This is a genomic window from Chitinophaga sp. YIM B06452 (assembly GCF_039655965.1).
GTDB lineage: Bacteria > Bacteroidota > Bacteroidia > Chitinophagales > Chitinophagaceae > Chitinophaga.
The window spans coordinates 65,776-88,916 of the sequence record NZ_JAWLKY010000007.1 but is presented as its reverse complement, the minus strand read 5'-3'; the positions used below and the strand labels follow the sequence as shown (position 1 = coordinate 88,916).

The window sequence follows — 23,141 nt, the reverse complement described above, 5'->3', positions numbered from 1 at the left end:
TCAGTATGACGAAAATAGTTTCCCTTGTTACCGGTGGCGCCGGGTTTATCGGCTCCCATGTAGTAAAACACTGCCTCGCGCTGGGCCATGAAGTAGTAGTGCTCGACGATCTCAGCGGCGGCTTTGAAGACCATATTCCCGAAGGCGCCATCTTCGTGCAGGGCTCTGTTTCCGACGAAGTAATGGTAACCAGCCTGTTCGAACAGTATAAGTTCACCTACGTTTACCACCTCGCAGCATACGCCGCGGAAGGGCTGTCCCACTTCATCCGCCGCTTCAACTATAACAACAATTTGATCGGCAGCATCAATCTTATTAACGAATCGGTGAAACATAAAGTGAAATGTTTCGTATTCACTTCTTCCATCGCAGTATACGGCGCCGGCCAGCTGCCTATGCGCGAGGATATGGTGCCCATGCCGGAAGATCCTTACGGTGTTTCCAAATATGCCGTGGAGCTTGATCTGAAAGCGGCCCACGAAATGTTCGGCCTGAATTATATCGTGTTCCGCCCGCACAATGTGTACGGCGAAAACCAGAATATTGGCGACAAATACCGCAACGTGATCGGCATTTTTATGAACCAGATCATGCAGGGCCTGCCCCTGACCATTTTCGGCGATGGCGAGCAAACCCGCGCTTTCAGCTATATAGACGATGTGGCCATTCCCATTGCGCACAGTGTGAACACGCCTGCGGCTTACAACGAAGTGTTTAATATCGGTGCAGACAAGCCTTATACGGTTAACGAGCTGGCGAAAGTAGTCGGCGGCATCTTCGGCGTAACGCCGGATATCAAATACCTGGCGGCGCGTAACGAAGTGATGCATGCTTATTCCGACCACTCCAAAGCGCACCGCGTTTTCGGCGAAGGCGCCGGTATCAGCCTCCAGGAAGGCATTGAGCGGATGGGCACCTGGGCCAAAAAGGTCGGCGCACGCAAGAGCAAAGAGTTCGGGGAGATCGAGATATATGAAAAGCTGCCGCAGGGTTGGGAAAGAAAAGTTGAGGAACCCGTAGCAGCAACAGCAGGCTGATGGCAACGTTCAGGAAAATAAGAGTATTGCAGGCTATCCGGCAGGGCCAGATAGGCGGCGGCGAGTCTCACGTGCTGAGCCTTGTTTCCGCGTTGGATAAAGAACGTTTTGAACCGGTGGTGCTTTCGTTCACGGACGGCCCGATGATAGACCGGCTGAATGAAATGGAAATACCCAATCACGTGATCAGTTCCGCTAAACCGTTTGATCCTGCCTGTATCAGCAAGGTAAGCGCTTTGCTGAAACAAGAGCGTATCAATATGGTGCATGCGCACGGAACCCGGGCGGCCAGCAACCTTTTCCTGCCCGCCCGGCTGAATGGCTGCCCGATGATCTATACTATTCACGGATGGTCTTTTCACCAGGACCAGCCTTTTTTCAAAAAACATCTCCGGATATTGTCTGAGCGGATGCTCACGGGCCTCGCAAAGAAGAATATCTCTGTATCCGCCAGCAACCGCGAAACCGGTGTAAAGCATTTCCCCGGCTTCCGTTCAGCGGTGATCAACAACGGCATCAACCTGGACCATTTTAACCCTCACAGGAAAATGAAGGACCTCCGGGAGGAACTGGGCATACCTGCTTCCCATACCGTTGCCGGTTACATTGCGCGGATCACCCTGCAAAAAGATCCGCTCACGCTCATACGGGCCTTCAGTAAAGTATTGCAGCACACCAGCAATATCACCCTGCTGGTGGTGGGAGACGGGGATATGAAACAGGAAACCGTTGATCTCGCGGGCTCGCTTGGTATTGCACAGCACGTACGTTTCCTGCCTTTCAGGACAGATGTGCCGGAAATGCTGAAAGCGGTTGATATCTTTTGCCTGCCTTCTCTTTGGGAAGGGATGCCGATCGGCCTGCTGGAAGCGATGGCCATGGCAAAGGCTGTGATCGTGACCGCGGTGGACGGGTCGCGCGAGATTGTGCAACACATGCAGAACGGCCTGGTCGTACCGGTAAAAGACCCCGAAGCGCTCGCCGCAGCCATTACGCAGCTGCACCGCGACGTCCCGCTGCGGGGCCGTTTACAGGCAGCCGCTGCAGCTACCGTCAGCCGCGAATACAGTGTCGAAAAAATGGCGCGGCAGGTGGAAGGGATCTATGAAGGGATTATACAAACTCAACAACGCTTTAACATTCATGAACCGAATCACATATGAATATAACCGTCTGGCAGACCGCAAACGGCTCGACTTCATTGCAGAAGCCGTGCGAAGCAGGTTTTCGGACAAGGCCCGTATACTGGACGTGGGCTGTGGCAACGGCGTGATCAGCCGCCACCTTGGCCGGATGGGCTACAACGTGCTGGGAATAGACGTCAGCGCCGGCGCCATAGAAAAGGCCAGGCAGCTGAATAACATGGAAAATGTGAAGTTTGAAGTGCTCAGCGCGGAACAATTAGTAGCGGATGGCCAAACCTTCGACGCCGTGATCTGCAGCGAAGTGCTCGAACATTTATCCTTTCCTTCAGCCCTCCTGAAGGTACTGCATCAATCCATCAAGCCAGACGGCATACTGATCGTAACCGTTCCCAACGGCGCCGGCCCCCGCGAATTGCTTGTTACGAGGCCGGTGCTCAAAATGCGCGAGAAAAACGGTTTTGTCTGGAAAATGGTGCAGAAAGTGAAAAGCAGCCTGGGATACAACGGCACTACCGTTCAGTCTGCCGCCAGCAACCTGGATCACATCCAGTTCTTTAAAAGAAGCGATCTCCGGCAGCTGTCTGAAGAAAACAATTTCAGGATAACCGGGTTTGGCAAAGCCAATTTCATTGAAGACGTATTCCCTTTTTCCTTTGTGACCAAAAGGGTGCCCGCTTTACAATGGCTGGATTGCAAAATAGCCGACCTGCTGCCATACCAGTTCACCGGCGGTTTCTTTACTGTGTGGGAAAAAATTAAATGATGTATACAGCGCTCCTCACTATATTGATTATCATCCAGGTAATCGTTGCTTTTTACCTGCTGCAGCCTACGTTGTTGCTGCTTGTTTATACAGTTAAAAAAATCCTGGGTCTCAGCAGGCCCGAAGTGAAGGTAGAAAATGCGCAAACGGTTTCCCCGCGCAGCTTTGCAGCTATCATTACCGCGCATAAAAGCCTCGCCCTGGTACCTCCGCTGGTAGATTCGCTGCTGAAGCAGCGCTATGATAACTACGTGATCTATGTGGTGGCCGATGCCTGTGAAGACGATCCGCTGACTTACGATCACCCGAAAGTGCAGCTGCTGCGCCCCGCCACCCGCCTGAACGCCAAGATCAGGTCCATAGACTATGCCATCAACCATTTCGTGCAGCCGCACGATGTGCTGGTGATATTTGATTCAGACAACCTGGCGCATCCCGACTACCTGCAGGTGCTTGATCAATACTTCAGCCAGGGACACAGGGCGGTGCAAACGAACCTTCAACCCAAAAATACGGATACGCTCTACGCCCGCCTGGATGCGGCCGGCAACCTGTACAACAACTTTTCCGACCGCCTTATGCGCAGGGAGCTGGGGCTTTCCTCGAACATCTGGGGCCTGGGCATTGCCATGGAAACCAGCCTGTACAAGGAGATCATTTACCAGCATTTCCTCGGCGGGTTCGACAAAAAGATACAGGCAGATATTGTGAAGAAAATACCGCTGCTGGCCTATGCGCCGGAAGCGATGGTGTACGACGAAAAGATCGACAACGGCGCAGCGCTAGAAAAGCAGCGGACCCGCTGGATCAACGCCTATTTCAAATACTTCAAATACGGTTGGGATGTACTGGCAACAGGCCTCCGCAGGGGCAGCTTCAACCTGGCCTATTTCGGGATCAACCTGCTGCGCCCGCCTTTATTTATTTTGCTGGCCGCCGCATTTTTCCTCGCAGCGGTCAATCTTTTCATTTCCTTTGCCATGGCTGCTTTCTGGCTGGGAGTAGTAGTGGTGTTTGTAGCCTCCTTTTTTGTTATCGTATTATTGATGCAGCAGGAGAAAGGAATTTTTACTTCACTGTTCTACCTGCCTTTCTTCGTATTGCGGCAGGTAAAGGCGCTGCTGAAGATCAAGGCCGCCAACAAATCCTTCCTTCAAACAGACAATAACAAAGTGCTGTACATCGAGGACGTGCTCAAAAAACAACCTTTCCCCAAGATTTAATAGGCCATTTTTGCATTTTTAGCTAACTTTTGCTGCATGTAAAACCTTACAGTATGGCAGAAGAAACAGTAGAAGTGCGCCTGCTCACGGCAGAAGATTACCTCGACCTCAAAGAATCCATGGTATCCGCCTACCAGGACATGGCCGGGAGTTACTGGCGCGAAGGCACCATCCAGCGGCTGATCAGCCTGTTCCCCGACGGGCAGATAGCCGTAACCGTGAACGGGAAAGTGGTAGGTTGCGCCCTCGCGATCATCGTGGATTACGAGAAGTTTGGCGACGATCACACGTACGAGCAGATCACCGGGTTCTATACCTTCAACACCCACAATCCCAAAGGCGATACGCTTTACGGCATAGAAGTGTTCGTAAACCCTGAATACCGCGGCAGGCGCCTTGCCCGCAGGCTTTACGACGCCCGCAAAGCCCTCTGCGAAAACCTTAACCTGGAGGGCATCGTAGCCGGCGGCCGTATCCCGAATTATGAAAAGTATGCGGACCAGATAAGCCCGCGCGATTATATCGAAAAAGTACGGGACAAGGAGATCTACGATCCCACGCTCACTTTCCAGTTCAGCAACGATTTCATCGTCAAGAAAATACTGCGCAATTATCTCCCCCACGACCAGGCATCCAAAGGTTTTGCCACTTTGCTGCAGTGGTTCAACATCTATTACGAAAAGGACCGCGATACCATCCGTTACAACAAATCCACGGTACGTATCGGGCTGGTGCAGTGGCAGATGCGTGCCTACAGCGGCCTGGATGGCCTACTGCAGCAGGTGGAATTTTTCGTGGATGCGGTGAGCGATTACGAGGCGGACTTCGTGGTGTTCCCTGAATTCTTCAACGCGCCCATCATGATGGAGTTCAACGAACTGCTGCCCGGTGCTGCCATCAGGGGTTTGGCGAAATATACCGAACAGCTGCGGGAAGCATTCACGCGTTATGCCGTGAGCTATAATGTGAACATCATCACCGGCACAATGCCCATCGTGATAGACGATCACCTGTACAATATTTCCTATCTCTGCCGCCGGGACGGCACCTGGGAATCTTATACCAAGATACATCCGACACCCGCCGAAGTATACGCCTGGGGCATGAAAGGAGGCAACGAAGTGAAAGTGTTCGATACCGATTGCGGGAAAATAGGCATACAGATCTGCTATGACATTGAATTTCCCGAACTGGGCCGGCTCATGGCACAACAAGGCGTGCAGATCATTTTCGTGCCCTTCCTCACGGATACGCAGAACGGCTACAACCGCGTACGCTTCTGCGCGCAGGCGCGGGCGGTGGAAAACGAGTGTTACGTGGCCATTGCAGGCTGCGTAGGTAATCTTCCCCGCGTCACGAACATGGACCTGCAATACGCGCAGAGCGCCGTGCTCACACCGTCAGACTTTGCGTTTCCCGTAACAGGCATAAAGGCGGATGCCACGCCCAACACGGAAATGATCGTAGTGGCGGATGTGGACCTTGTGCTGCTGAAAGAGCTGCATGCATTTGGAAGTGTGCAGAACCTGAAGGACCTTCGCACTGATTTATATGAGGTAACGTCAAAGAAAAAATAGACCATGCATCAACACAACATTAACCTGGCATTGCAGATATTGCCGCAGGTACCGTCTGACCAGGTGTACGCCATCGTAGACGAAGCGATCGCCGTAATACAACAATCAGGCGTAAAATACCGGGTATGCCCTTTCGAAACGGTCATGGAAGGCCCTTACGATCAGTTGATGGACATCGTGAAACGTACGCAGGAAGTATGTTTCAAGGCAGGAGCGGGGCAATTGCTGGTGTATATCAAAATCCAGAACAACTCCGCCGGCCCGGTGACGATCGAGGATAAGACAGGGAAATATGACGGGTGAAAGAACGTCTTCAGAAGCTGTCCTTCCTTTCACGTCATTGCGAGGAGCAGCAGAGCCAAAGCGGGGGAGCGACCAGATTGCTTCGTCGCGCCACGCATACTAGTCCCGCTGCTCCTCGCAATGACGGACTTATCAATTCCCCCCGAAGACCCCGCCAAACACCAAATACGCCATACCCAGCGTGACCAGTATATTGAACGCCTGCGCAACGATAAAAGCCATTGCCGGGCGGCCGTTCTCCATTTTAAAAATGTCGGTGAACTTTGTTTCCAGGCCGATGCAGGCAAAAGCCACTGCGAAGAAACAGGTTTGCAGGTCCTTGATATTGCCTTTTATTTCCTTTACTAACGTTGGCGATAATACGAAAGAGAACAGCAGCGATACTACGATGAAACCCAGTACGAACTTCGGGAAACGGTCCCAGATAGTGCGGAGACCGGGTTTGGGCTGGTTCGTTTCTTTCTTGGAATACGTCCACCAAACGGAGATCAGGAATGCGGCGATGCCCAGCAATACGTTCTGCGAAAACTTCACGAGCGTAGCATATTTAAGCGCTTCTTCGCCGAGCATGGTGCCCGCGGCCACTACGGCCCCGGAAGTATCGATCGTGCCGCCCAGCCATGCGCCGGCTACTTCAGGCGGCATGTCCATCCATATGGCGATGTAAGGCATAAAGATCATCATGGGAATGGCCACGATCAGCACCAGCGAGATCACGTGCGATAATTTTTTATTGTCGCCTTCAATAGCGCCGGAAGTGGCTATGGCAGCGGATACGCCACAGATAGACACCGCGCTGGAGATCATCATCCTGAATTCATCATCCAGCCTGAACTGTTTGCAAAGCCAGAAAGTGAAATACCATACGGTGAACACGACTACCACAGATTGCAGAACGCCCAGCCCGCCACCTTTCACCAGCTCCTGGAATATAATGCCCGAACCCAGCAGCACCAGGCCCGTTTTGATGAACAATTCCGTTTGCAGCACGGGCTTCATCCACCCAGGCACGCCCAGCACATTGCTGATGAAAAGCCCCAGCAGCAGGCTGAACAGCACGATCTCGATACCCAGGTCTTTCACCTTTACATTGCCCGTGATCACCTGCGCGAACATGGAAATGGCCATGACAGCCAGCAGGCCGGTGGCAAGGTGAATGGTGATCTTTTTGCCGCCCAGCAGGAACGCGATGACGAGGCTGCCCAATACCCAGAGGTAGAGCACGCCCATTTTTGCAAGGTTGGCGCCGTCTGTAAGTCTTGCCACGAGCGAATCGCCGCTGTTCCAGTCGAATTTGGGCATGGAGGGGCGCAGGCCGATGCAGATCAGTAAAATGGCGGCAAACGCAAGGATCACGGCGATCCAGTCTTCATGCAGTGGTTTTCTTTGAGTAGTCATCTGATTTTAATGGTTAATGGAAGAAAATATACCCGATGATGATCGCGGCCACAATGCCTACAAAGTCGGCGATCAGCCCGCAGGTAAGGGCATAACGTGTTTTTTTGATATTCACGGAGCCGAAATATACGGCAAGAATGTAGAATGTTGTTTCGGTAGAGCCCTGCAGGATGCAGGCCAGGCGGCCCACGAAGGAATCGGGACCGTAGTTCTGCGGCAGCATCAGTTCAGCCATGATAGCCCTTGCTCCGCCGCCGCTGAAGATCTTCATGATACCGACAGGCAACGCAGGTACAAAATCCGTATTAAAGCCCAGCCAGCCGAAAAAAGCGCCGATACCGTTATTAATGAAATCCATGCAGCCGGTGGCGCGGAATACCGCGATACCCACGATGATGGCCACCAGGTAAGGAATGATCATCACCACGGTGGTGAAACCCTCCTTGGCGCCGTCAATGAACGCTTCATACACATTGATCTTCTTTTTCATGCCCAGCAGCAGGAAGGAAACGATCACGGTGAAGATGAGCAAACCGCCTACCATCGCGGTGTTGGTGGCAATCTGCTGGGGCGGCATGTCTTTCATCCAGCTGTAAAAACCGAATAAAATAAGGAGGAAACCGCCCACGAACACGAACACCGGCAGCCTGAACAGGTTGATGCGCTGGTAAAGGGCCACGGCGATCATACCGGATATAAAGGAGATAAAGGTGCCGATCATGGTAGGGATGAAGATATCTGCCGGGTTGGCTGAGCCGGCGGCCAGGCGCAGGGCCATCACGGAAGTGGGGATGATGGTGATGCCGGCGGTATTCAGCACCAGGAACATGATCTGGGCATTGGTGGCGGTGTCTTTCTGCGGGTTCAGGTCCTGGAGTTCTTTCATGGCCTTGAGTCCCATAGGCGTGGCCGCATTGTCCAGCCCGAGGGCGTTGGCGGAGAAGTTCAGCACAATGCTGCCCATGGCCGGGTCTTTTTTAGGGATGCCGGGAAACAGTTTGGAAAACAGCGGGTTTACGAAACGGGCAAATATCTCGATCATACCGGCCCTTTCACCCACTTTCATGATGCCCAGCCAGAAGGTCATGGTGCCGGTGAGGCCAATGGCAAGCTCGGCGCTGCTTTTACCGCTTTCGAACAGGCTGGTGACCATCTTCCCGAAGATCTCCGTATTCCCGAAAAAGATCAGCTGCCCCAGGGCCACAATGAACGATATCACAAAGAAGCCTATCCAGACGTAGTTTAAAGCCATAAATGTGTTGTGGTTGAAATAATAAGGCAAAATACACAATTCGCCATATCAATATAGAAAAATTATTACCTGTAAATCCTTCTAAACATTCATGATCTGTCATTCCTATTTTCGCTATACTTTCACTATCTTTGCGCAAATTTTTGAGAAAATGGCTTTGCAAGCAGGAATTGTAGGATTACCGAACGTAGGAAAGTCCACTTTGTTTAACGCGGTTTCCAACAGCGCGAAAGCGGAAGCCAGCAACTACCGCTTTTGTACGATCGAGCCGAATGTAGGGCTGGTAGATGTGCCTGACGAGCGGATCGCCAAGCTGGAAGAGCTGGTGAAACCCAACCGTACCGTACCTACTACGATCGAGTTCGTTGATATTGCCGGCCTTGTAAAAGGCGCCAGCAAAGGAGACGGGCTGGGCAACAAGTTCCTCGGCAATATCCGCGAGGTGGACGCCATTGTGCATGTGATCCGCTGTTTTGAAGACGAAAACATCCTCCGCGACGAAGGGGCCATCAATCCCGTAGCCGATAAGGAGATCATTGATACCGAATTACAGCTGAAAGACCTGGAAAGCGTTGAAAAGAAAATAGCCCGCACCGAAAAAATGGCCAAAACCGGCGGCGACGCCAAGGCTAAAGCCGAATTTGAAGTGCTGAAACGCTGCAAGGAATTCCTGGAACAGGGGAAGAACATCCGCGAGATGGGCCTCAGCAAAGAAGAAGCGGTGGCCGTGGCAGACCTTTTCCTGCTGACTGCCAAACCCGTGCTGTATGTAGCGAATGTAGACGAAGCTTCCCTGCATACCGGCAACAAGTATTCCAAAGCGCTGGAAGAAGCCGTGAAGGCCGAAAGAGCCGAAGTGATCGTGATGAACAACTCCATCGAAGCGCAGATCTCCGAGCTGGAAGATCCGGCAGACAAAGAACTGTTCTTTTCCGAATACGGCCTCAAAGAGCCTGGCCTGAACCGCCTGATTCGCTCTGCCTACAAGCTGCTGGACCTGATCACCTACTTTACGGCAGGTGTGCAGGAAGTGCGCGCCTGGACCATCCACAAAGGCTGGAAAGCCCCGCAGGCTGCCAGCGTGATCCACACTGATTTTGAAAAAGGTTTCATCAAAGCGGAAGTGATCGCTTATGATGACTATGTAAAATATGGCTCCGAAGCTGCAGCCCGCGACAATGGCCGCCTGCGCATCGAAGGCAAGGAGTACGTTGTGAACGACGGCGATGTGATGCATTTCCGCTTCAACGTGTAAGCCAAAGATACCCATGAGCAATCATGAGGGTTACAACAAATCAGAAGGCCCCGGTGTAAAACCGGGGCCTTCGCTATTATATATTATGGCAAAGAAAATGACTACCGTAACAGCTCGTCGAAGGTCAGGCTGATGTAATAAATGCCGCCGATCATCGGGTTGCCGTAAGAGGTGTTGTAATAGTGATTCAGCAGGTTGGAGCCGCCCAGCTTGATGGTGGCCTTGGCGGTCGGGATCCTGTAGCTGATCTGCGCGTCCAGCGTGCTGAATGCGGGGATGTCGCCCACGGCGAAAGTGGAATTCCAGAGGTAAGTATCCTGCCAGCGGTAGCTGATGTTGAACCCGATGTTCTTGTACACGTTCCGGTTACCAAAGCCAAGGTTGGCGCGGTATTTCGGGGTATTGAAGTCGTTGTACAGGCTCACGGGTTTCTTCGTCATATCGTTGTAGGAAATGTTGCCGCTGATGTTCCAGGTGCCCACCACGTAATCCAGGCCGAGCGCCCATCCCTGGGTCACTACCTGCTCGGGGTTATTGTCCACGGTGGAGAATATCCTCGGCGTGGCCAGCCCGGCGGGCGTTCCGTCGGAGCTTTGAATGAGCACGATGGTATTGATGAAGTCTTTGTAGCTGTTGTAATAATAATAAGCGTCTATCAGCAACCTGTTCTTTATCAGGCCACGGTAGCCCACTTCATAGGCCTGTACCCGTTCCGGCTTGAATTCGGTGGGTGTGTACTGCTGCAGGTCCGCCGGGTTGCCGGTTTGCTGGAAACGCTGGAAGCTGGCCTGTGTATAACCTTTGTTATTATACAGGTTGTATTTGCTGAGTAGTTCCGGCAGGCCGCCTATCTGCCGGGTGTTGGCCCTCACTTCCAGGTCGATGTACTGGTTTTGTGTGGTGGGGTTGCGGAAACCGGTCTGGTAGGAGAGACGGATATTGTTGTCTTTCGCTACGGTGAACACACCTGCAAACCTTGGCGTGAAGCGGCCTTCGAAGTTCTCGTTCTTATCATAGCGCATAGAGGCCGTCAGTTTGATGCGGTCGTTCACCAGTTTTTTGCCTACCTGGAGGAACGCGCCGTATTCATCTATCTTGATATCGCGGTTGGCGTCGTCGAAGATGGTGCCGCCGGAGTTCAGGTCGTAGCGGCGGTAGGTAGCGCCGGCCTGCAGCTCGAATATCTTAATAAGATGGCTGAAATTATACATGCCCTCGTAATGGTAGAGGTTGGTCTTATCGTCGAACCGCGCGCCGTTCTTACCTGCGCCCACGCCAATGTACTTATTGGAAATGGTATCCTTCGCTGTCTGGAACTGCGGGGAGCCTGGCATAAAACGTCCCTGGTCCGCCGCGGCCCTTGCTGCGGCATGCGCCGCCGCATCGCTGGCGCCTGCGCCTCTCGCGCCTACATAGTTGCCCACATACTGCGGGAACCATGTGGTGCTGGGCTTCCAGCCTTCGTTGATGAGCGAAGCCAGCGCAGTGGCATTGTAGGCTTCGCCGGAACGTTCCTGCGTGGTATAGCCGCGCAGGAAGAAATTTTTGCCTTTCAGTTCCAGTTTATATTGGCCGAGGTTGAAGTTGCGCAGGGAATACCTGTCTGTACCGGTGTACACGCTGGTACCCTGACCCCAGTTGCCCTGCACGATGGCTTCCAGCTCGGAATTGAAACGGTAGTGGAATGCTGCGCCGGTGCGGAGGCTTTTGGTATCGTAGTCTACAAGGTCCTGCTCGCGGTAACCTGTGCGGGATACGCTCTGGTTGGGAATAACGCCGCCCTGCAGGCCCAGGAAAAAGGGTCTTACATTGGGGTTGGTGGTCTGGAAATTAAGGATCTCTGCCTGGGTAGGCGGCCGGCCCGCCATCTGGGTGAATTGCTGGATGAAGGCGTTGGTGCCTACATTCACGGCGGATTGCGCCACGCTGCGCATGTTGGCATTGATCTCATCGCCATATACGTTTACACCATCGTAGTTCGGGTCAGAATTATGATTGAAACCTGCTTTTTTGCTGAGGTTCAGGCGGTCGAAGTTGGTGGAATCCGCTGCCCACCAGTCATTGGCCTGCAGGTAACCCACAGTTACCTTGAAGGCGAACTTGCCGAAGGACTTGGCATACCGGGCGTTGATCTCCGGGATGAAGCCTGCGGAGCCCCTGGCGGAGGGGCCTACGTTATTCATGGCGGCTTTCAGCTGGAGGCTGAGGCCCTGGTAGTCATACGGATTTTTGCTGGTCATCAGCAGCGTACCGTTGATGCCGCCCGCGCCATAAAGGGCGGAAGCCGCACCGGGCAAGAGTTCTACGCTTTCCACGTCAAGATCGGAGATGCCTACGATGTTGCCCACGGAGAAGTTGAGGCCGGGGGCCTGGTTGTCCATCCCGTCTATGAACTGGTTGAAGCGGGTATTGCCGTTGGCGTTGAAGCCGCGGGTGGTGATGGAGCGGAAGGTCAGGCTCTGTACGCTGCTTTCCACGCCTTTGAAATTCGTGATGGCGTCGTAGAAGCTGAGGGTGGGGGTTTCTTTGATCGCCCGGGTGCTCAGCTTTTCGATGGACACGGGCGATTCCATGATGCTCTCTGTTACGCGGCTGGCGGATACCACCACTTCCTGGCCGAGGATCTCGGTGGAGGCCAGCTGTACGTTCACATTGGCGGATGCGTCCTGCACGGTAATCTCCTGCGTTTTGAAGCCTACGTAGGTGAACACGAGCGTCAATGGCAGGGAGCGGGTAGTTTTAACGGTAAATTCCCCGTTGTTGTTGGTGACTGCCCCGGTGGCCGCGCCTTTCACGGACACGGTTACGCCCGGCATAGCCTGGCTGGTGGATGAATTAACAACCGTTCCGGAAATGGTGTGCTGGGTTTGGCCATAAGTTAATTGCGCAAGCAGCAGGAACAACGCAATGAGCCACCCATGCTTTTGTCGAGTTAATTTCATAAAGTGAGAATTTGATGATAGGATCGGCAGTCTTTTGGATTAAGTAATTGTTGAGTTTTTAAGGATTAAACGTGTACAGGTTTTGGTTGTTGATCAGTTGTATTTTATGAAGAGAAGTTAAGGAATTTTTAGAATACCAACAATTTTTCTATTAAAGAATAGGCTAATACTTGATGCGTTGGCGCCGGTTGCAAAAAGCGTATGCCGTACGCTCACAGAATGGCGGTGGTGGAGAACTTCACGATAAAAGGCTTAAGTCTGCTCCAGGAATGCAGCCAGTATCCGCCCGATCTTTTCGAATTCGATCAGGAAGCCATCGTGGCCGTAGGGGGAATCGATCTCGTGGTACACGGTATTGTGCATATGCTCCGCCAGCAGGAGCTGTTCTTCGGGCGGGCAGAGGATGTCGCTGGTAATGCCGATCAGCAGGGTTTTCTGCTCTATCTGGCGCAGGGTAGTGGCTATATCGGCATGGCGGCCGCGGGCAATGTTGTGGCTGTCCATCGCTTTGGTGAGCAGCCAGTAGCTCTGGGCGTTAAAACGTTTCACCAGTTTTTCGCCCTGGTATTCAATATAGGAGGATGCCCTGAAATGATCTGTTTTTTCTTTATCGGGATCGGTTTGGGTGGCCATGAAGGTTTGATAGTTCCGGTAAGTGAGCATGCCAATGGCCCTTGCAGCCTTCAGGCCCGCCGCCCCGGCGTCTTTGCGGGGCAGCTCCCAGGTGCTGTCTGCTTCAATGGCCAGTCTCTGGGAAGTATGTACGGCAATGCCCCAGGCGCTTTCTGCCGCACCGGTGCATAGCAGGAACAGCCTGCCGATGCGCTCAGGCTCCATCAGCGCCCATTCCAGCACTTGGTAGCCGCCCATGGAGCCGCCTACCAGCAGGTGGATGTGATCAATATTAAGATGTTTGCGGAGCAGGATGTGCGCATGCACAATATCGCGGATGGTGACCTGCGGGAAATCGCGGTACCAGCGCTGGCCATCGTAAGTATCGCCTTCGTCGTTCAGCTCTGCGGTATTGTACCCGGGGAGCAGTTCCTGCAGCACGGCGTCCTTCTTCTTTTTAGGGTATCCGGCGGAGCGGTTCACGGAAAGCGGCCCGGAGCTTCCGTAGCAGGAACCCAGGATATTGGCGCAGACAATAAAATACCTGGAAGGGTCTATTACGCGGCCTTCGCCGACAAGACCCTGCCACCAGTCCGCCACGTCCGAATTGGCGGTCAGTGCATGGCAGATCCATACGACATTATCGGCATGTTTGTTCAGGGTGCCGTAAGTATGAAAAGCTATATCGATACCGGGTAAAACCTCCCCGGACTCCAATGTAAACGGCTGGTTGCTATGATAGGTCTGCACTGACAACGCTATTCAAAAAATTTCCCAAACTTACAAAACCCTTCCCGGTTTTCCTATCCGCTTTTACGAACGCTATTTGTCACCTCACTGTTATTACAGGTAAAGAATTATCTTTGTTTGTCAGGTTTACTCCTAATTTTGTATAAAATATCAGCATCAAATATGAAGATCGCTTTAAAACGTATAGACGACGGGTTTAACATGGAAGCGGTGGACGAGCAGGGCCACAAGGTATTAATGGATTCCTCCGTGGAGAACGGCGGCAAGAATAACGGCGTGCGCCCCATGCAGATGTTGATCATGGGCCTCGGTGGCTGTTCCGCCATCGACGTGGTGATGATCCTGAAGAAACAGCGCCAGGAGATCACGGATTTCCGTATTGAAATAGAAGCCGAACGCGAAAAGGGGAAAGAACCGTCCCTTTGGGAAAAAGCGCATGTCATATTCCATCTCAGCGGCAATATTGATGCAGATAAAGCGGCCCGCGCCGTGGAACTCTCCATGAACAAATATTGCTCCGTTGCCGAAACGCTTCGCCAGGGTAAAACCAGCCTTACCTGGGAAGTAAAACTTAATTCATGATTTAAGGCCTGATCCAGGCCTGATCTTAAGCCATACAATGAAGAGAGAGAACAAAACGACCTGGCATGCGGAAACGCAGGCCGTCAGGATACAATCTGAAAGGACATCGCATATGGAGCACAGCGGCCCGCTGTACCTTACCTCCAGCTTTTGTTACGACGATGCGGAAGCCATGCGCGCCGCTTTCGCGGACGAAACGGACGCGTTTATCTACTCCCGTTTCAGCAATCCTACCGTGGATGAGTTCATAGACCGTATGCGCGCGCTGGAAGGCGCTGAAGCCGGCTTTGCCACCGCTTCGGGCATGAGCGCCGTGTTCGCCAGCTTCATGGCTTTTCTCAAAACGGGAGACCACCTGGTGAGCTCATCTTCCATTTTCGGCTCCACCCATACGGTGATCACGAAATTCCTTCCCAAATGGGGAATTGAACATTCTTACTTCGATCTCACCAAACCTGAGACCGTTGAGGCCCTCATAAAGCCTAATACAAAAATGATCTTCGTGGAAACGCCTTCCAATCCCGGGCTCGACCTGGTGGACCTGGAAGCGCTGGCGCAGATCGCGAAAAAACACAAGGTGATCCTGAACGTGGACAACTGTTTTGCCACGCCCGCCCTGCAAAAGCCTATTGCGCTGGGGGTAGACCTGGTAACGCATTCCGCCACCAAGTGGATCGACGGGCAGGGCCGCGTGCTGGGAGGAATCGTATTGGGCCGCCAGGAACTGGTAGACGAGGTGTATGCCTTTTGCCGCAGCACGGGTCCCAGCATGAGCCCTTTCAACGCCTGGGTACTGAGCCGCAGCCTCGAAACCCTGCACGTGCGCATGGAACGCCATTCAGCCAGCGCGCTGAAACTGGCGCAGGCGCTGGAAATCAATGGCAACCTGGAATGGGTGAAATATCCCTTCCTGCCCAGCCATCCGCAATATGCCATCGCCCAAAAACAAATGACCGCGGGCGGCGGTATCGTTTGTTTTGAATTGAAAGGCGGGCTGGAAAGGGGCCGCCGTTTCCTGGACAAGCTGGAACTGCTGAGCCTTACGGCCAACCTGGGCGACAGCCGCAGCATCGCTTCCCACCCGGCCAGCACCACCCACGCGAAACTGAGCGAAGCGGAAAGGCAGAACGTGGGCATCACGCCCGGCCTGATCCGGATCTCCGTAGGGCTGGAGCATATCAGCGATATCATCCACGACATAGAACAGGCGCTGGAAAACAGCAAATAACCACGGTTGTTCCATATATTTCACCGTTTCACAACGAAGTGATGCGGGTTAATTGCGAAGAATACCTTAATTTTCTTCCTGATTACCCTGCATCACTTTTTTAATTTGCGCATATGCGTTTTGTACTTGCTCTGATCCTCACTGTTATACTCGGTTACATCCTCGGGCTCTTCCTGGACTGGTGGAGCATCGCCCTGGCGGCATTCATCGTGGCCCTTTTCTGGCAGCAATCCCCCGGCCGCGCCTTCGGCAGCGGTTTCCTCGCGGTATTCCTGCTCTGGGGCGTGCTGGCCCTGGTGATAGATGTGCGGAACGGGCATATCCTCTCCACCCGCATGAGCGAGCTGATCCTGAAAACGGGCCTGCCCCTGGCCATGATCCTCATCACCAGCGTGATCGGCGGGCTCGTAGGCGGCGTAAGCGCCCTGTCTGCCAGCGTTTTAAGGCCGGTGAAAAGATCCAAATAATGATACTCTGTTAAAATTGCCCTAAAACATACGTTAACCCTATGACGTTTGTTTGTATCTGTTATTTTTGATACATGACGAAATATCTACCCTTATCCATTTTATTCCTGTTTACCTTACCCGCTCAAGCCACTTTGATCCGTGGCAAAATTGCCAACAACAAAGGCGAAATGCTTCCCTTTGCCACCGTGATGATCAAAGGCACCACGCAGGGCACCACGGCTAATGCTGAAGGCCTTTACCAGCTGGACGTTCCGCAGGGCAGCCACGTGATCGTTTGCCAATATATGGGCTACCGCAAAGAAGAAAAGTCCATACAGGCCGGCAATACCACGCTGGAGCTGAATTTCGTGCTGCAGCCCCTGAGCTTGCAGATAAAAGAAGTGGTGGTCAGGTCAGGCGGGGAAGACCCTGCTTACGCCATCATCCGCCAGGCTATTAAAAAACGTTCTTTTTACCAGTCCCAGGTAAAGAACTACACCGTGGAATCATACATTAAAATGCTGGCCAAGCTCCGCAAGATGCCCAAACGCATTTTCGGGCAAAAGATCGATACGGACGACGTGGGGGTCGATTCCACCGGCAAAGGCATCGTATCCCTTTCCGAATCCGTTACCCGGATCGCTTACCGCGCGCCGGATACCAAGCTGGAAGTGGTTTCCAGCAGGCAGAGCGGGGGAGGGCTGGGTTTCAGCATCCCTACCATCATCAGTTTTTATGACAACAACGTGGAAGCCGTGGCCTCCGAACTGGGGCCGCGCGGCTTTATTTCGCCTATTTCAGAGAACGCGTTGTTCTATTATAAATACAGGCTGGAAGGCACTTTCATGGATGATAACAAACTGGTGAATAAGATAAAAGTAATTCCCCGCCGCAAATATGAGCCGGTGTTTTCCGGTTACATTTTTATTACGGAAGATGACTGGCGCATTCACAGCACAGACCTGATGCTTACCAAGGAATACCAATTGGAACTGATGGACACGCTGGCGATCAGGCAAACGCATGTACCGGTGAATGCAGAGGTTTGGCGTACCAAAGACCAGGTGGTGTACGTGGCCACCAAGCTCTTCGGCTTCGATGTGGTGGCCAACTCCGTGAATGTTTATTCCAATTATAACCTGAAACCCGTTTTCCCGAAAGGATATTTCAACAAAGTGATCATGAAATATGAAAAGGATGCGGAGTTCAGGGGGATCCATTACTGGGACAGTATCCGCCCGGTGCCATTGGAAGAAGAGGAACAAAAGGATTACCGCGTGAAGGACAGCACTGCCAAAGCCCGCCGTGATTCCGCCAGGTCTAACTATCACCTGGACTCCCTCAGGCGCAAACCGCAGCCGGTTAAACTGGAGAATGTGCTGCTCCAGGGCTGGGGGCATACCTGGTATTTCAGAAGAGACACGACGATCGCGGCGCACCGCTTCAATATGGGCTCGCTCATTAAAGGCCTGAGCTACAACACAGTGGAGGGCGCTTCTTTGTATATCACGCCAGGCGTCACTTTCAGCCTGCCGAAGAATAAAGCGCTGATATGGCAGAACAATATCCGCTACGGTTTCACCAATACTCACCTGAACGCCTATACGTCGTTTACCTATGCCGGCAGCGGGCAGGGCGAATATGGTACCGGCAACTCGTGGACCATCGCGGGCGGCAAACGCATCAGCCAGTTCAACCGCGGCGAGCCGATCGGCCCCATTATGAACTCGTTATACACGCTGCTGCTGAAAGAGAATTACATGAAGCTGTATGAAAACTGGTTCGGCAGTCTCAGTTTTTACCGCAACTTCCAGCGCACCGTTTCCTTCAATATCAGCGCCAATTACGAGAGCCGCATACCGTTGGAGAATGCGGAGGATTTTGTGCTGTTCAAGAACAGTAAAAAGACCTTCACGCCCAACCATCCGCAGGAGCTGGCAAATATTCCCTTCAACCGCGAGGAAGTGATCACCGTGGGCGGCAGCGTCAGCTTCCAGCCGGGGCAGCGCTTCATCGAATACCCTAACCGCAGGGTAGGCATGGGCAGCAAGTATCCCACCTTCACAGCCAGCTACCGCAAAGGTTTCCTGGATGCCGACTTCGATAAATGGAACATCGGCGTGAGCGATAACATGAATTTCAAATTGTTCGGCGAGCTGCGTTATCATTTCACAGGAGGCGGTTTCCTGAATGATAATAAAGTGAGCATTCCCGATATGCAACACTTCAATGGCAACCAGACCTTCCTGAATATCCGCTACCTGAACAGTTTCCAGCTGGCGCCGTATTACCAGTACAGCACCACGGCCAAATTGTACGGCACTGCCAACGTGGAGCATCACTTTAATGGATTGCTCACCAACCGCATCCCGCTGTTTAACCGGCTGAAATGGCACCTGGTAGCGGGCTCCAACGCTTTCTATGTGAACAGGGATAACAACTACGTGGAAGTATTTGCCGGGCTGGAGAATATCTTCAAAGCCATCAGGGTGGATGTGGTGGCCGGTTACCAAAGCCAGGCGGATACGCGCATCGGCATCAGGGTAGGTTTTGGGGGAATACTCGGCGGGGCGTTCAAATTTGAATAGGTATTTAAAAAAGGAATGCCGGAGGGATTGTATATCAGCCTCCGGCATTTTTATTTTCATTCAACTTGAATTTATTCTTTCTTTAAAGAAGCATCTCTTCTGCGCCTGCGTTTGTTGAACAGCATCAGGCCTTTATCGATCCCTTTCCGCAGCTCGGCCTGCGTTTCTTCCGGCAGCGCCAGCACTTCTTTACATTCAGCGCTGCAACAGCCATTGTATGCCGCGGCGCATTTTTCGCATTGGATAAATAACAGGTGACAGCCTTCGTTGGCACAGTTGGTATGCGTATCACAGGGCGCGCCGCATTGGTGGCACTGGCTGATGATATCGTCGGAGATGCGCTCGCCCAGGCGGTCGTCGAACACGAAGTTCTTGCCCCTGAACTTATTGGGCAAGCCCAGCTCGCGCGCTTTGTTCGTATATTCAATGATCCCGCCTTCGAGGTGGAATACATTTTTGAAACCGGCATGCAGCATATAAGCCGAGGCTTTTTCGCAACGGATACCGCCGGTGCAGTACATGATGATGTTCTTTTCTTTCTGGTCCTTCATCATATCCACCGCCATGGGCAGCTGTTCGCGGAAGGTATCGGAGGGCACTTCCAGCGCTTTGTCGAAATGGCCTACCTCGTATTCGTAGTGGTTGCGCATGTCTATCACCACGGTGTCCGGGTCGTCAGTGAGGCGGTTAAACTCCTTGGCATTTACGTAGCGGCCGCGGTTGCCCATGTCGAAAGTGGGATCGGTGATACCGTCTGCCACGATCTTGTCCCGCACTTTGATCTTTAAAACCCAGAAAGACTTGCCGTTGTCGTCTACGGCGATGTTCAGGCGGATGCCTTTTAAGAAAGAGATGGAATCCAGGTGTTGCCGGAACGCCTCAAAATGTTGTTCGGGGATGCTTACCTGTGCATTAATACCCTCATGCGCTACGTATATCCGTCCGAAGACCCGGAGCTGGTCGAGGGCCTGGTAGAGCCCGTCGCGGAATGCCTTGGGGTCTGCAATTTTGGCGTACTGGTAAAAGGAAACAGTAACGCGTTTGAATGTTTCTTCCGCCAGCTTTTGCTTCAGCTCTGTGGCGGACAACCTGTTATGTAAAACCATGTTTGAATTTTAAGGACCAACGCCGGTGGAACAAAATTCCTGTCATAGCACATCTGTGTTATGACGCCCGCAAATTTACGATATTTTTTTTGAGCAGGATTGCCCTGGGCAGAAAAGTCCTGGAAATCAAAACACATAAATCAATTAATTCATTTATAGTTGTTCACCATACGGCCCCTCATTAACAAAAATGGCACGCTTTTGGAAATTAGGGTATCAGAGCAGAGAAAGGCCCCCGTGAGGACAGTAAAACAGTAACCCTAAAAAGCACCTATATGAATATGTATACGTATTACGTGATCGCCGCCATTGTTGCCCTTTGGTTGTACCGGCTGGCAGCTTATCATTTCGGAGCAAACGCGAATGAGAACGAAAAAGCCAAAAGTTCAGAAGCAAGAAGCAGGAGAAGAGGCAGCCGGTATTGACGGACATTATTATGCCATTGGCAAGCAAAGAAGCTGTCCGGCAAAGCGCCGGGCGGCTTTTTATCTTTTCAGAAACCGGTTGTGCAGTATTTTTTCCATCACCTCGTCTTTGAGGTTGCGGCTGATGGGGATGTGATGCCCGGCCATGATCACCTCGTTCCCTTCAATGCTTTCAATTTTGTCCAGCGCCACGATGAACGATTTGTGCACCTTCAGGAAGCGGTCTGCCGGGAGGTATTCTTCCACCCCTTTGAATGTCAGGTAAGTAATGTATTTCCGCGCCGGGGTATGAATAGCCACATAGTTCTGCAAAGCCTCGGCAAACAGTACCTCTGCCAGGGCGATCTTTTCCAGCTTGTTATCGCATTTTATAAAGAAATACTCCGCTGTTTCCTTTTTCAGCGCGGCTTTGGCCTTGTTCACGGCTTTCAGGAAACGTTCGAAGGAAACGGGTTTCAGGAGATAATCGAACACATCCAGCTCAAAACTTTCCACGGCATAGTCCGCATAGGCGGTGGTAAGTATCACCAGCGGGCGCTGTGGCAGGGTGCGCAGCAGTTCCAGCCCGGTCATGCGCGGCATCTGGATGTCCAGGAAAAGGATATCTACCTGCTCATTATGCAGCAGGTCCGCCGCTTTTACGGCGGAATCGCATTCCCCGGCCAATTCCAGGAAACTGACATCGGAAATGTATTCCTTCAGCCCTTTGCGGGCCAGCGGCTCATCGTCCACTACCAGGCAACGGAGGTTCATATGCGGAATTTAAAGGTTCATAATACCTGGAGCGTTAAGGTCACTGAATAGGCGTCCGGCTCCGTGCGGATCACCAGTGAATGTTTGCCGTTGTACAGCAGTTCCAGCCTGCGCTTCACATTGCTCAGCCCGATGCCGCCATTGCCCGTGGCGGGTTTGGGCTCGCGGGTATTGTGCACGCGGAAGCGGAACTCCCCGTTTTCCCGCTCCATATTAATATGGATGGAATTGGCGGACCGGTGCGAAACGTGCTTGAAGGCGTTTTCCACGAAAGGGATTAGCAGCAGCGGCGCTATGGTAAAGTCTTTCACAGCAGGGCTGTGCTCAAATACAATGTCGTACTGCTCTCCATGCCGCAGCCGCTGGATGGCCACGTAGCTGCGGAGGTACTGGATCTCCCGCCCGATGTCTACCCGTTCGGTATTGCATTCGTACAGCTGGTAGCGCAGCAGTTCGGAGAACTGCATAAGCGTGTCCCGCGCAGTGCGGTTGTCTTTATCTATGAGGAAATAAATGGTATTAAGCGAATTGAACAGCGAATGCGGGTTGATCTGCGAGCGGAGGAACTGCAGTTCCTGCTCGGCGCCCGCGCGCAGTGCGCTTTGCAGGCGGTGCAGCGTCCTGATCTGGTCTATATAGAATTTAATACCCGCCGCAGCGCCCACCATAAAAAATAAGGGGATGTATACGTCATACAGTTGTGCATTGAGCGTGGCATTGGGCCAGTGGGTGATGGTGGAGGCGTAGGGCAGGAGTATCAGGTTCAGCACCTTGATGACAATGAAGCCGGTAACCGCCACCAGCGCGGTAAAGCTGAAGAAAAAGGCGACATATTTTTTAGTGTAAAGGTATTTCGGGATCAGCACGTAATTGGTGAAATAAACCGCTCCCGCCAGCGACAGCACCTTCAGCAGCCCTGCCAGTACGGTAGGCGTGAGGTCCGGGTAATCGTCTATCCGCAATGTGATCCACACCACAAAGAAAGCGACCCAGAACAAAATATGATGGAGCCGCCAGCTGTAGATCTTTTTCAGGAGGTTCATACCGTAATTTAAATGTACGGCATTTGCTGGATACCTGGATTACATGAAAAGCCGGTTTGGCTTGACGAACGGGCGCTTCCTCCCAATAAAACGACGGTCTGCAAAGTAACCGTTTACTTTGCAGACCGTCATTCATGGTTTGCCGTTGCTATACTATTCGCTCCAAAATTGGCCGCTTATGGGAAAATATATTTCGCCTCGCCTCCGAAGCTCCCGTTTGTGGTGCCGGTATTCGTTTTTGAATCCACCACCACGTTGTCTACCAGCACTTCTATCTTAATGCTGCCGGGGCCGCCGGTAACGGCGGTGATCCCTACATATTCGTATTGGTTCACGGTCCTTTTAAATGTCCTGGTGACCGGAAATGCTGCGTTCTGTTCTACTGTCAGGCCGCCGGATTCGTTGAACCAGTCGATGCGGCATTGGGTCATGCTGCCGGATACTTTGGTTACTTTGTAGGTGACGGTTACTTCTTTGGGATACCCGGATGGTGTGGGGTCGGGGTCATTATCCTTGCTGCAGGAAACAAACAAACCGGCAGCCAATAAAAACAATACTGCAAGGCTCCACCGCTGCTTTCTTAATACTGAAAAGTTCATATGCTTTGTTTTGTTTAAACGCTTGGTTTCGTTCAACAAAACTATGCCCGCCGGCGGGAGGCGGCAATACCATGGCAACGGTATGCCGGCCTACCAGATTGATGGTATATT

Annotated in this window: 20 protein-coding genes; 12 read left to right on the top strand and 8 right to left on the bottom strand. The window is 52.5% G+C overall.

What is annotated here, in order from left to right:
* The first annotated feature begins 5 nt into the window (after window positions 1–5).
* From R3I13_RS24560 to R3I13_RS24535, 6 genes are read left to right on the top strand one after another with little or no spacing between them, the layout of a single operon-like run.
* The gene (locus R3I13_RS24560) at window positions 6–1,037 is read left to right on the top strand and encodes an NAD-dependent epimerase/dehydratase family protein (protein ID WP_346320639.1); all 1,032 of its coding nucleotides are present in this window, start codon (window positions 6–8) and stop codon (window positions 1,035–1,037) included.
* Window positions 1,037–2,200 (top strand): glycosyltransferase family 4 protein, encoded by a 1,164-nt coding sequence (locus R3I13_RS24555; protein ID WP_346320638.1) that lies wholly within the window; start codon window positions 1,037–1,039, stop codon window positions 2,198–2,200. Before R3I13_RS24560 ends, R3I13_RS24555 begins: the two co-directional genes overlap by 1 nt.
* Complete coding sequence (locus tag R3I13_RS24550; protein WP_346320637.1) at window positions 2,181–2,945, top strand: methyltransferase domain-containing protein; 765 nt, start codon at window positions 2,181–2,183, stop codon at window positions 2,943–2,945. Before R3I13_RS24555 ends, R3I13_RS24550 begins: the two co-directional genes overlap by 20 nt.
* Window positions 2,945–4,168, top strand: coding sequence for a glycosyltransferase (locus R3I13_RS24545; RefSeq protein ID WP_346320636.1), 1,224 nt, complete (start codon window positions 2,945–2,947; stop codon window positions 4,166–4,168). Before R3I13_RS24550 ends, R3I13_RS24545 begins: the two co-directional genes overlap by 1 nt.
* Before the next feature lie 53 nt (window positions 4,169–4,221).
* The gene (locus R3I13_RS24540) at window positions 4,222–5,745 is read left to right on the top strand and encodes a bifunctional GNAT family N-acetyltransferase/carbon-nitrogen hydrolase family protein (RefSeq protein WP_346320635.1); all 1,524 of its coding nucleotides are present in this window, start codon (window positions 4,222–4,224) and stop codon (window positions 5,743–5,745) included.
* A gap of 3 nt (window positions 5,746–5,748) precedes the next feature.
* Entirely contained in the window at window positions 5,749–6,048 is a 300-nt protein-coding gene (locus tag R3I13_RS24535) for a thiamine-binding protein (RefSeq protein ID WP_346320634.1), read from the top strand.
* A 132-nt stretch (window positions 6,049–6,180) separates the two neighbouring features.
* Here the strand turns inward: R3I13_RS24535 and R3I13_RS24530 are convergent, their stop codons facing one another.
* On the bottom strand, window positions 6,181–7,446 hold the full coding sequence (locus tag R3I13_RS24530) for a putative sulfate exporter family transporter (RefSeq protein ID WP_346320633.1): 1,266 nt from the start codon (window positions 7,444–7,446) through the stop codon (window positions 6,181–6,183).
* A 13-nt stretch (window positions 7,447–7,459) separates the two neighbouring features.
* Complete coding sequence (locus tag R3I13_RS24525) at window positions 7,460–8,698, bottom strand: nucleoside recognition domain-containing protein (protein ID WP_346320632.1); 1,239 nt, start codon at window positions 8,696–8,698, stop codon at window positions 7,460–7,462.
* Window positions 8,699–8,849: 151 nt separating this feature from the next.
* Here R3I13_RS24525 and ychF point away from each other — a divergent pair, with 151 nt between their 5' ends.
* Window positions 8,850–9,953 (top strand): redox-regulated ATPase YchF, encoded by a 1,104-nt coding sequence (gene ychF, locus R3I13_RS24520; protein WP_346320631.1) that lies wholly within the window; start codon window positions 8,850–8,852, stop codon window positions 9,951–9,953.
* Window positions 9,954–10,054: 101 nt separating this feature from the next.
* Here ychF and R3I13_RS24515 read toward each other — a convergent pair whose 3' ends face one another.
* Complete coding sequence (locus R3I13_RS24515; RefSeq protein ID WP_346320630.1) at window positions 10,055–12,895, bottom strand: TonB-dependent receptor; 2,841 nt, start codon at window positions 12,893–12,895, stop codon at window positions 10,055–10,057.
* A gap of 252 nt (window positions 12,896–13,147) precedes the next feature.
* Window positions 13,148–14,257 (bottom strand): alpha/beta fold hydrolase, encoded by a 1,110-nt coding sequence (locus R3I13_RS24510; protein WP_346320629.1) that lies wholly within the window; start codon window positions 14,255–14,257, stop codon window positions 13,148–13,150.
* A 162-nt stretch (window positions 14,258–14,419) separates the two neighbouring features.
* Between R3I13_RS24510 and R3I13_RS24505 the strand changes: the two genes are divergently transcribed.
* The 4 genes from R3I13_RS24505 to R3I13_RS24490 all read left to right on the top strand — a co-directional run bounded on the left by R3I13_RS24505 (window position 14,420) and on the right by R3I13_RS24490 (window position 19,104).
* Window positions 14,420–14,839 (top strand): OsmC family protein, encoded by a 420-nt coding sequence (locus tag R3I13_RS24505; protein ID WP_346320628.1) that lies wholly within the window; start codon window positions 14,420–14,422, stop codon window positions 14,837–14,839.
* Between the two features lie 37 nt (window positions 14,840–14,876).
* Window positions 14,877–16,067 carry an O-succinylhomoserine sulfhydrylase gene (locus R3I13_RS24500; RefSeq protein WP_346320627.1) on the top strand — a complete coding sequence of 397 codons (1,191 nt, stop codon included), beginning with the start codon at window positions 14,877–14,879 and terminating at the stop codon, window positions 16,065–16,067.
* 113 nt (window positions 16,068–16,180) lie between these two features.
* The gene (locus R3I13_RS24495; RefSeq protein ID WP_346320626.1) at window positions 16,181–16,534 is read left to right on the top strand and encodes a hypothetical protein; all 354 of its coding nucleotides are present in this window, start codon (window positions 16,181–16,183) and stop codon (window positions 16,532–16,534) included.
* Between the two features lie 74 nt (window positions 16,535–16,608).
* Window positions 16,609–19,104: a DUF5686 and carboxypeptidase regulatory-like domain-containing protein gene (locus R3I13_RS24490; RefSeq protein ID WP_346320625.1), complete on the top strand. Its 2,496-nt coding sequence runs from the start codon at window positions 16,609–16,611 to the stop codon at window positions 19,102–19,104.
* Window positions 19,105–19,175: 71 nt separating this feature from the next.
* Here the strand turns inward: R3I13_RS24490 and R3I13_RS24485 are convergent, their stop codons facing one another.
* Complete coding sequence (locus R3I13_RS24485; protein ID WP_346320624.1) at window positions 19,176–20,210, bottom strand: rhodanese-related sulfurtransferase; 1,035 nt, start codon at window positions 20,208–20,210, stop codon at window positions 19,176–19,178.
* A 275-nt stretch (window positions 20,211–20,485) separates the two neighbouring features.
* Here R3I13_RS24485 and R3I13_RS24480 point away from each other — a divergent pair, with 275 nt between their 5' ends.
* Window positions 20,486–20,635 carry a hypothetical protein gene (locus R3I13_RS24480; RefSeq protein WP_346320623.1) on the top strand — a complete coding sequence of 50 codons (150 nt, stop codon included), beginning with the start codon at window positions 20,486–20,488 and terminating at the stop codon, window positions 20,633–20,635.
* Between the two features lie 60 nt (window positions 20,636–20,695).
* Here R3I13_RS24480 and R3I13_RS24475 read toward each other — a convergent pair whose 3' ends face one another.
* From R3I13_RS24475 to R3I13_RS24465, 3 genes are all read right to left on the bottom strand, one after another.
* Window positions 20,696–21,388, bottom strand: coding sequence for a LytTR family DNA-binding domain-containing protein (locus R3I13_RS24475; RefSeq protein ID WP_346320622.1), 693 nt, complete (start codon window positions 21,386–21,388; stop codon window positions 20,696–20,698).
* 17 nt (window positions 21,389–21,405) lie between these two features.
* Window positions 21,406–22,431, bottom strand: a complete 1,026-nt coding sequence (locus R3I13_RS24470; RefSeq protein ID WP_346320621.1) for a histidine kinase — start codon at window positions 22,429–22,431, stop codon at window positions 21,406–21,408.
* 176 nt (window positions 22,432–22,607) lie between these two features.
* A complete protein-coding gene (locus R3I13_RS24465) occupies window positions 22,608–23,030 on the bottom strand; it encodes a hypothetical protein (RefSeq protein WP_346320620.1) in 423 nt (140 codons plus the stop codon).
* Between the last annotated feature and the right edge of the window lie 111 nt (window positions 23,031–23,141).

Bases quoted from the DNA above. Each gene is read 5' to 3' on its own strand.
- R3I13_RS24560 (WP_346320639.1), top strand. From the start codon at position 6: ATGACGAAAATAGTTTCCCTTGTTACCGGTGGCGCCGGGTTTATCGGC.
- R3I13_RS24555 (WP_346320638.1), top strand. From the start codon at position 1,037: ATGGCAACGTTCAGGAAAATAAGAGTATTGCAGGCTATCCGGCAGGGC.
- R3I13_RS24550 (WP_346320637.1), top strand. From the start codon at position 2,181: ATGAACCGAATCACATATGAATATAACCGTCTGGCAGACCGCAAACGG.
- R3I13_RS24545 (WP_346320636.1), top strand. From the start codon at position 2,945: ATGTATACAGCGCTCCTCACTATATTGATTATCATCCAGGTAATCGTT.
- R3I13_RS24540 (WP_346320635.1), top strand. From the start codon at position 4,222: ATGGCAGAAGAAACAGTAGAAGTGCGCCTGCTCACGGCAGAAGATTAC.
- R3I13_RS24535 (WP_346320634.1), top strand. From the start codon at position 5,749: ATGCATCAACACAACATTAACCTGGCATTGCAGATATTGCCGCAGGTA.
- R3I13_RS24530 (WP_346320633.1), bottom strand. From the start codon at position 7,446: ATGACTACTCAAAGAAAACCACTGCATGAAGACTGGATCGCCGTGATC.
- R3I13_RS24525 (WP_346320632.1), bottom strand. From the start codon at position 8,698: ATGGCTTTAAACTACGTCTGGATAGGCTTCTTTGTGATATCGTTCATT.
- ychF (WP_346320631.1), top strand. From the start codon at position 8,850: ATGGCTTTGCAAGCAGGAATTGTAGGATTACCGAACGTAGGAAAGTCC.
- R3I13_RS24515 (WP_346320630.1), bottom strand. From the start codon at position 12,895: ATGAAATTAACTCGACAAAAGCATGGGTGGCTCATTGCGTTGTTCCTG.
- R3I13_RS24505 (WP_346320628.1), top strand. From the start codon at position 14,420: ATGAAGATCGCTTTAAAACGTATAGACGACGGGTTTAACATGGAAGCG.
- R3I13_RS24500 (WP_346320627.1), top strand. From the start codon at position 14,877: ATGAAGAGAGAGAACAAAACGACCTGGCATGCGGAAACGCAGGCCGTC.
- R3I13_RS24495 (WP_346320626.1), top strand. From the start codon at position 16,181: ATGCGTTTTGTACTTGCTCTGATCCTCACTGTTATACTCGGTTACATC.
- R3I13_RS24490 (WP_346320625.1), top strand. From the start codon at position 16,609: ATGACGAAATATCTACCCTTATCCATTTTATTCCTGTTTACCTTACCC.
- R3I13_RS24485 (WP_346320624.1), bottom strand. From the start codon at position 20,210: ATGGTTTTACATAACAGGTTGTCCGCCACAGAGCTGAAGCAAAAGCTG.
- R3I13_RS24480 (WP_346320623.1), top strand. From the start codon at position 20,486: ATGAATATGTATACGTATTACGTGATCGCCGCCATTGTTGCCCTTTGG.
- R3I13_RS24475 (WP_346320622.1), bottom strand. From the start codon at position 21,388: ATGAACCTCCGTTGCCTGGTAGTGGACGATGAGCCGCTGGCCCGCAAA.
- R3I13_RS24470 (WP_346320621.1), bottom strand. From the start codon at position 22,431: ATGAACCTCCTGAAAAAGATCTACAGCTGGCGGCTCCATCATATTTTG.
- R3I13_RS24465 (WP_346320620.1), bottom strand. From the start codon at position 23,030: ATGAACTTTTCAGTATTAAGAAAGCAGCGGTGGAGCCTTGCAGTATTG.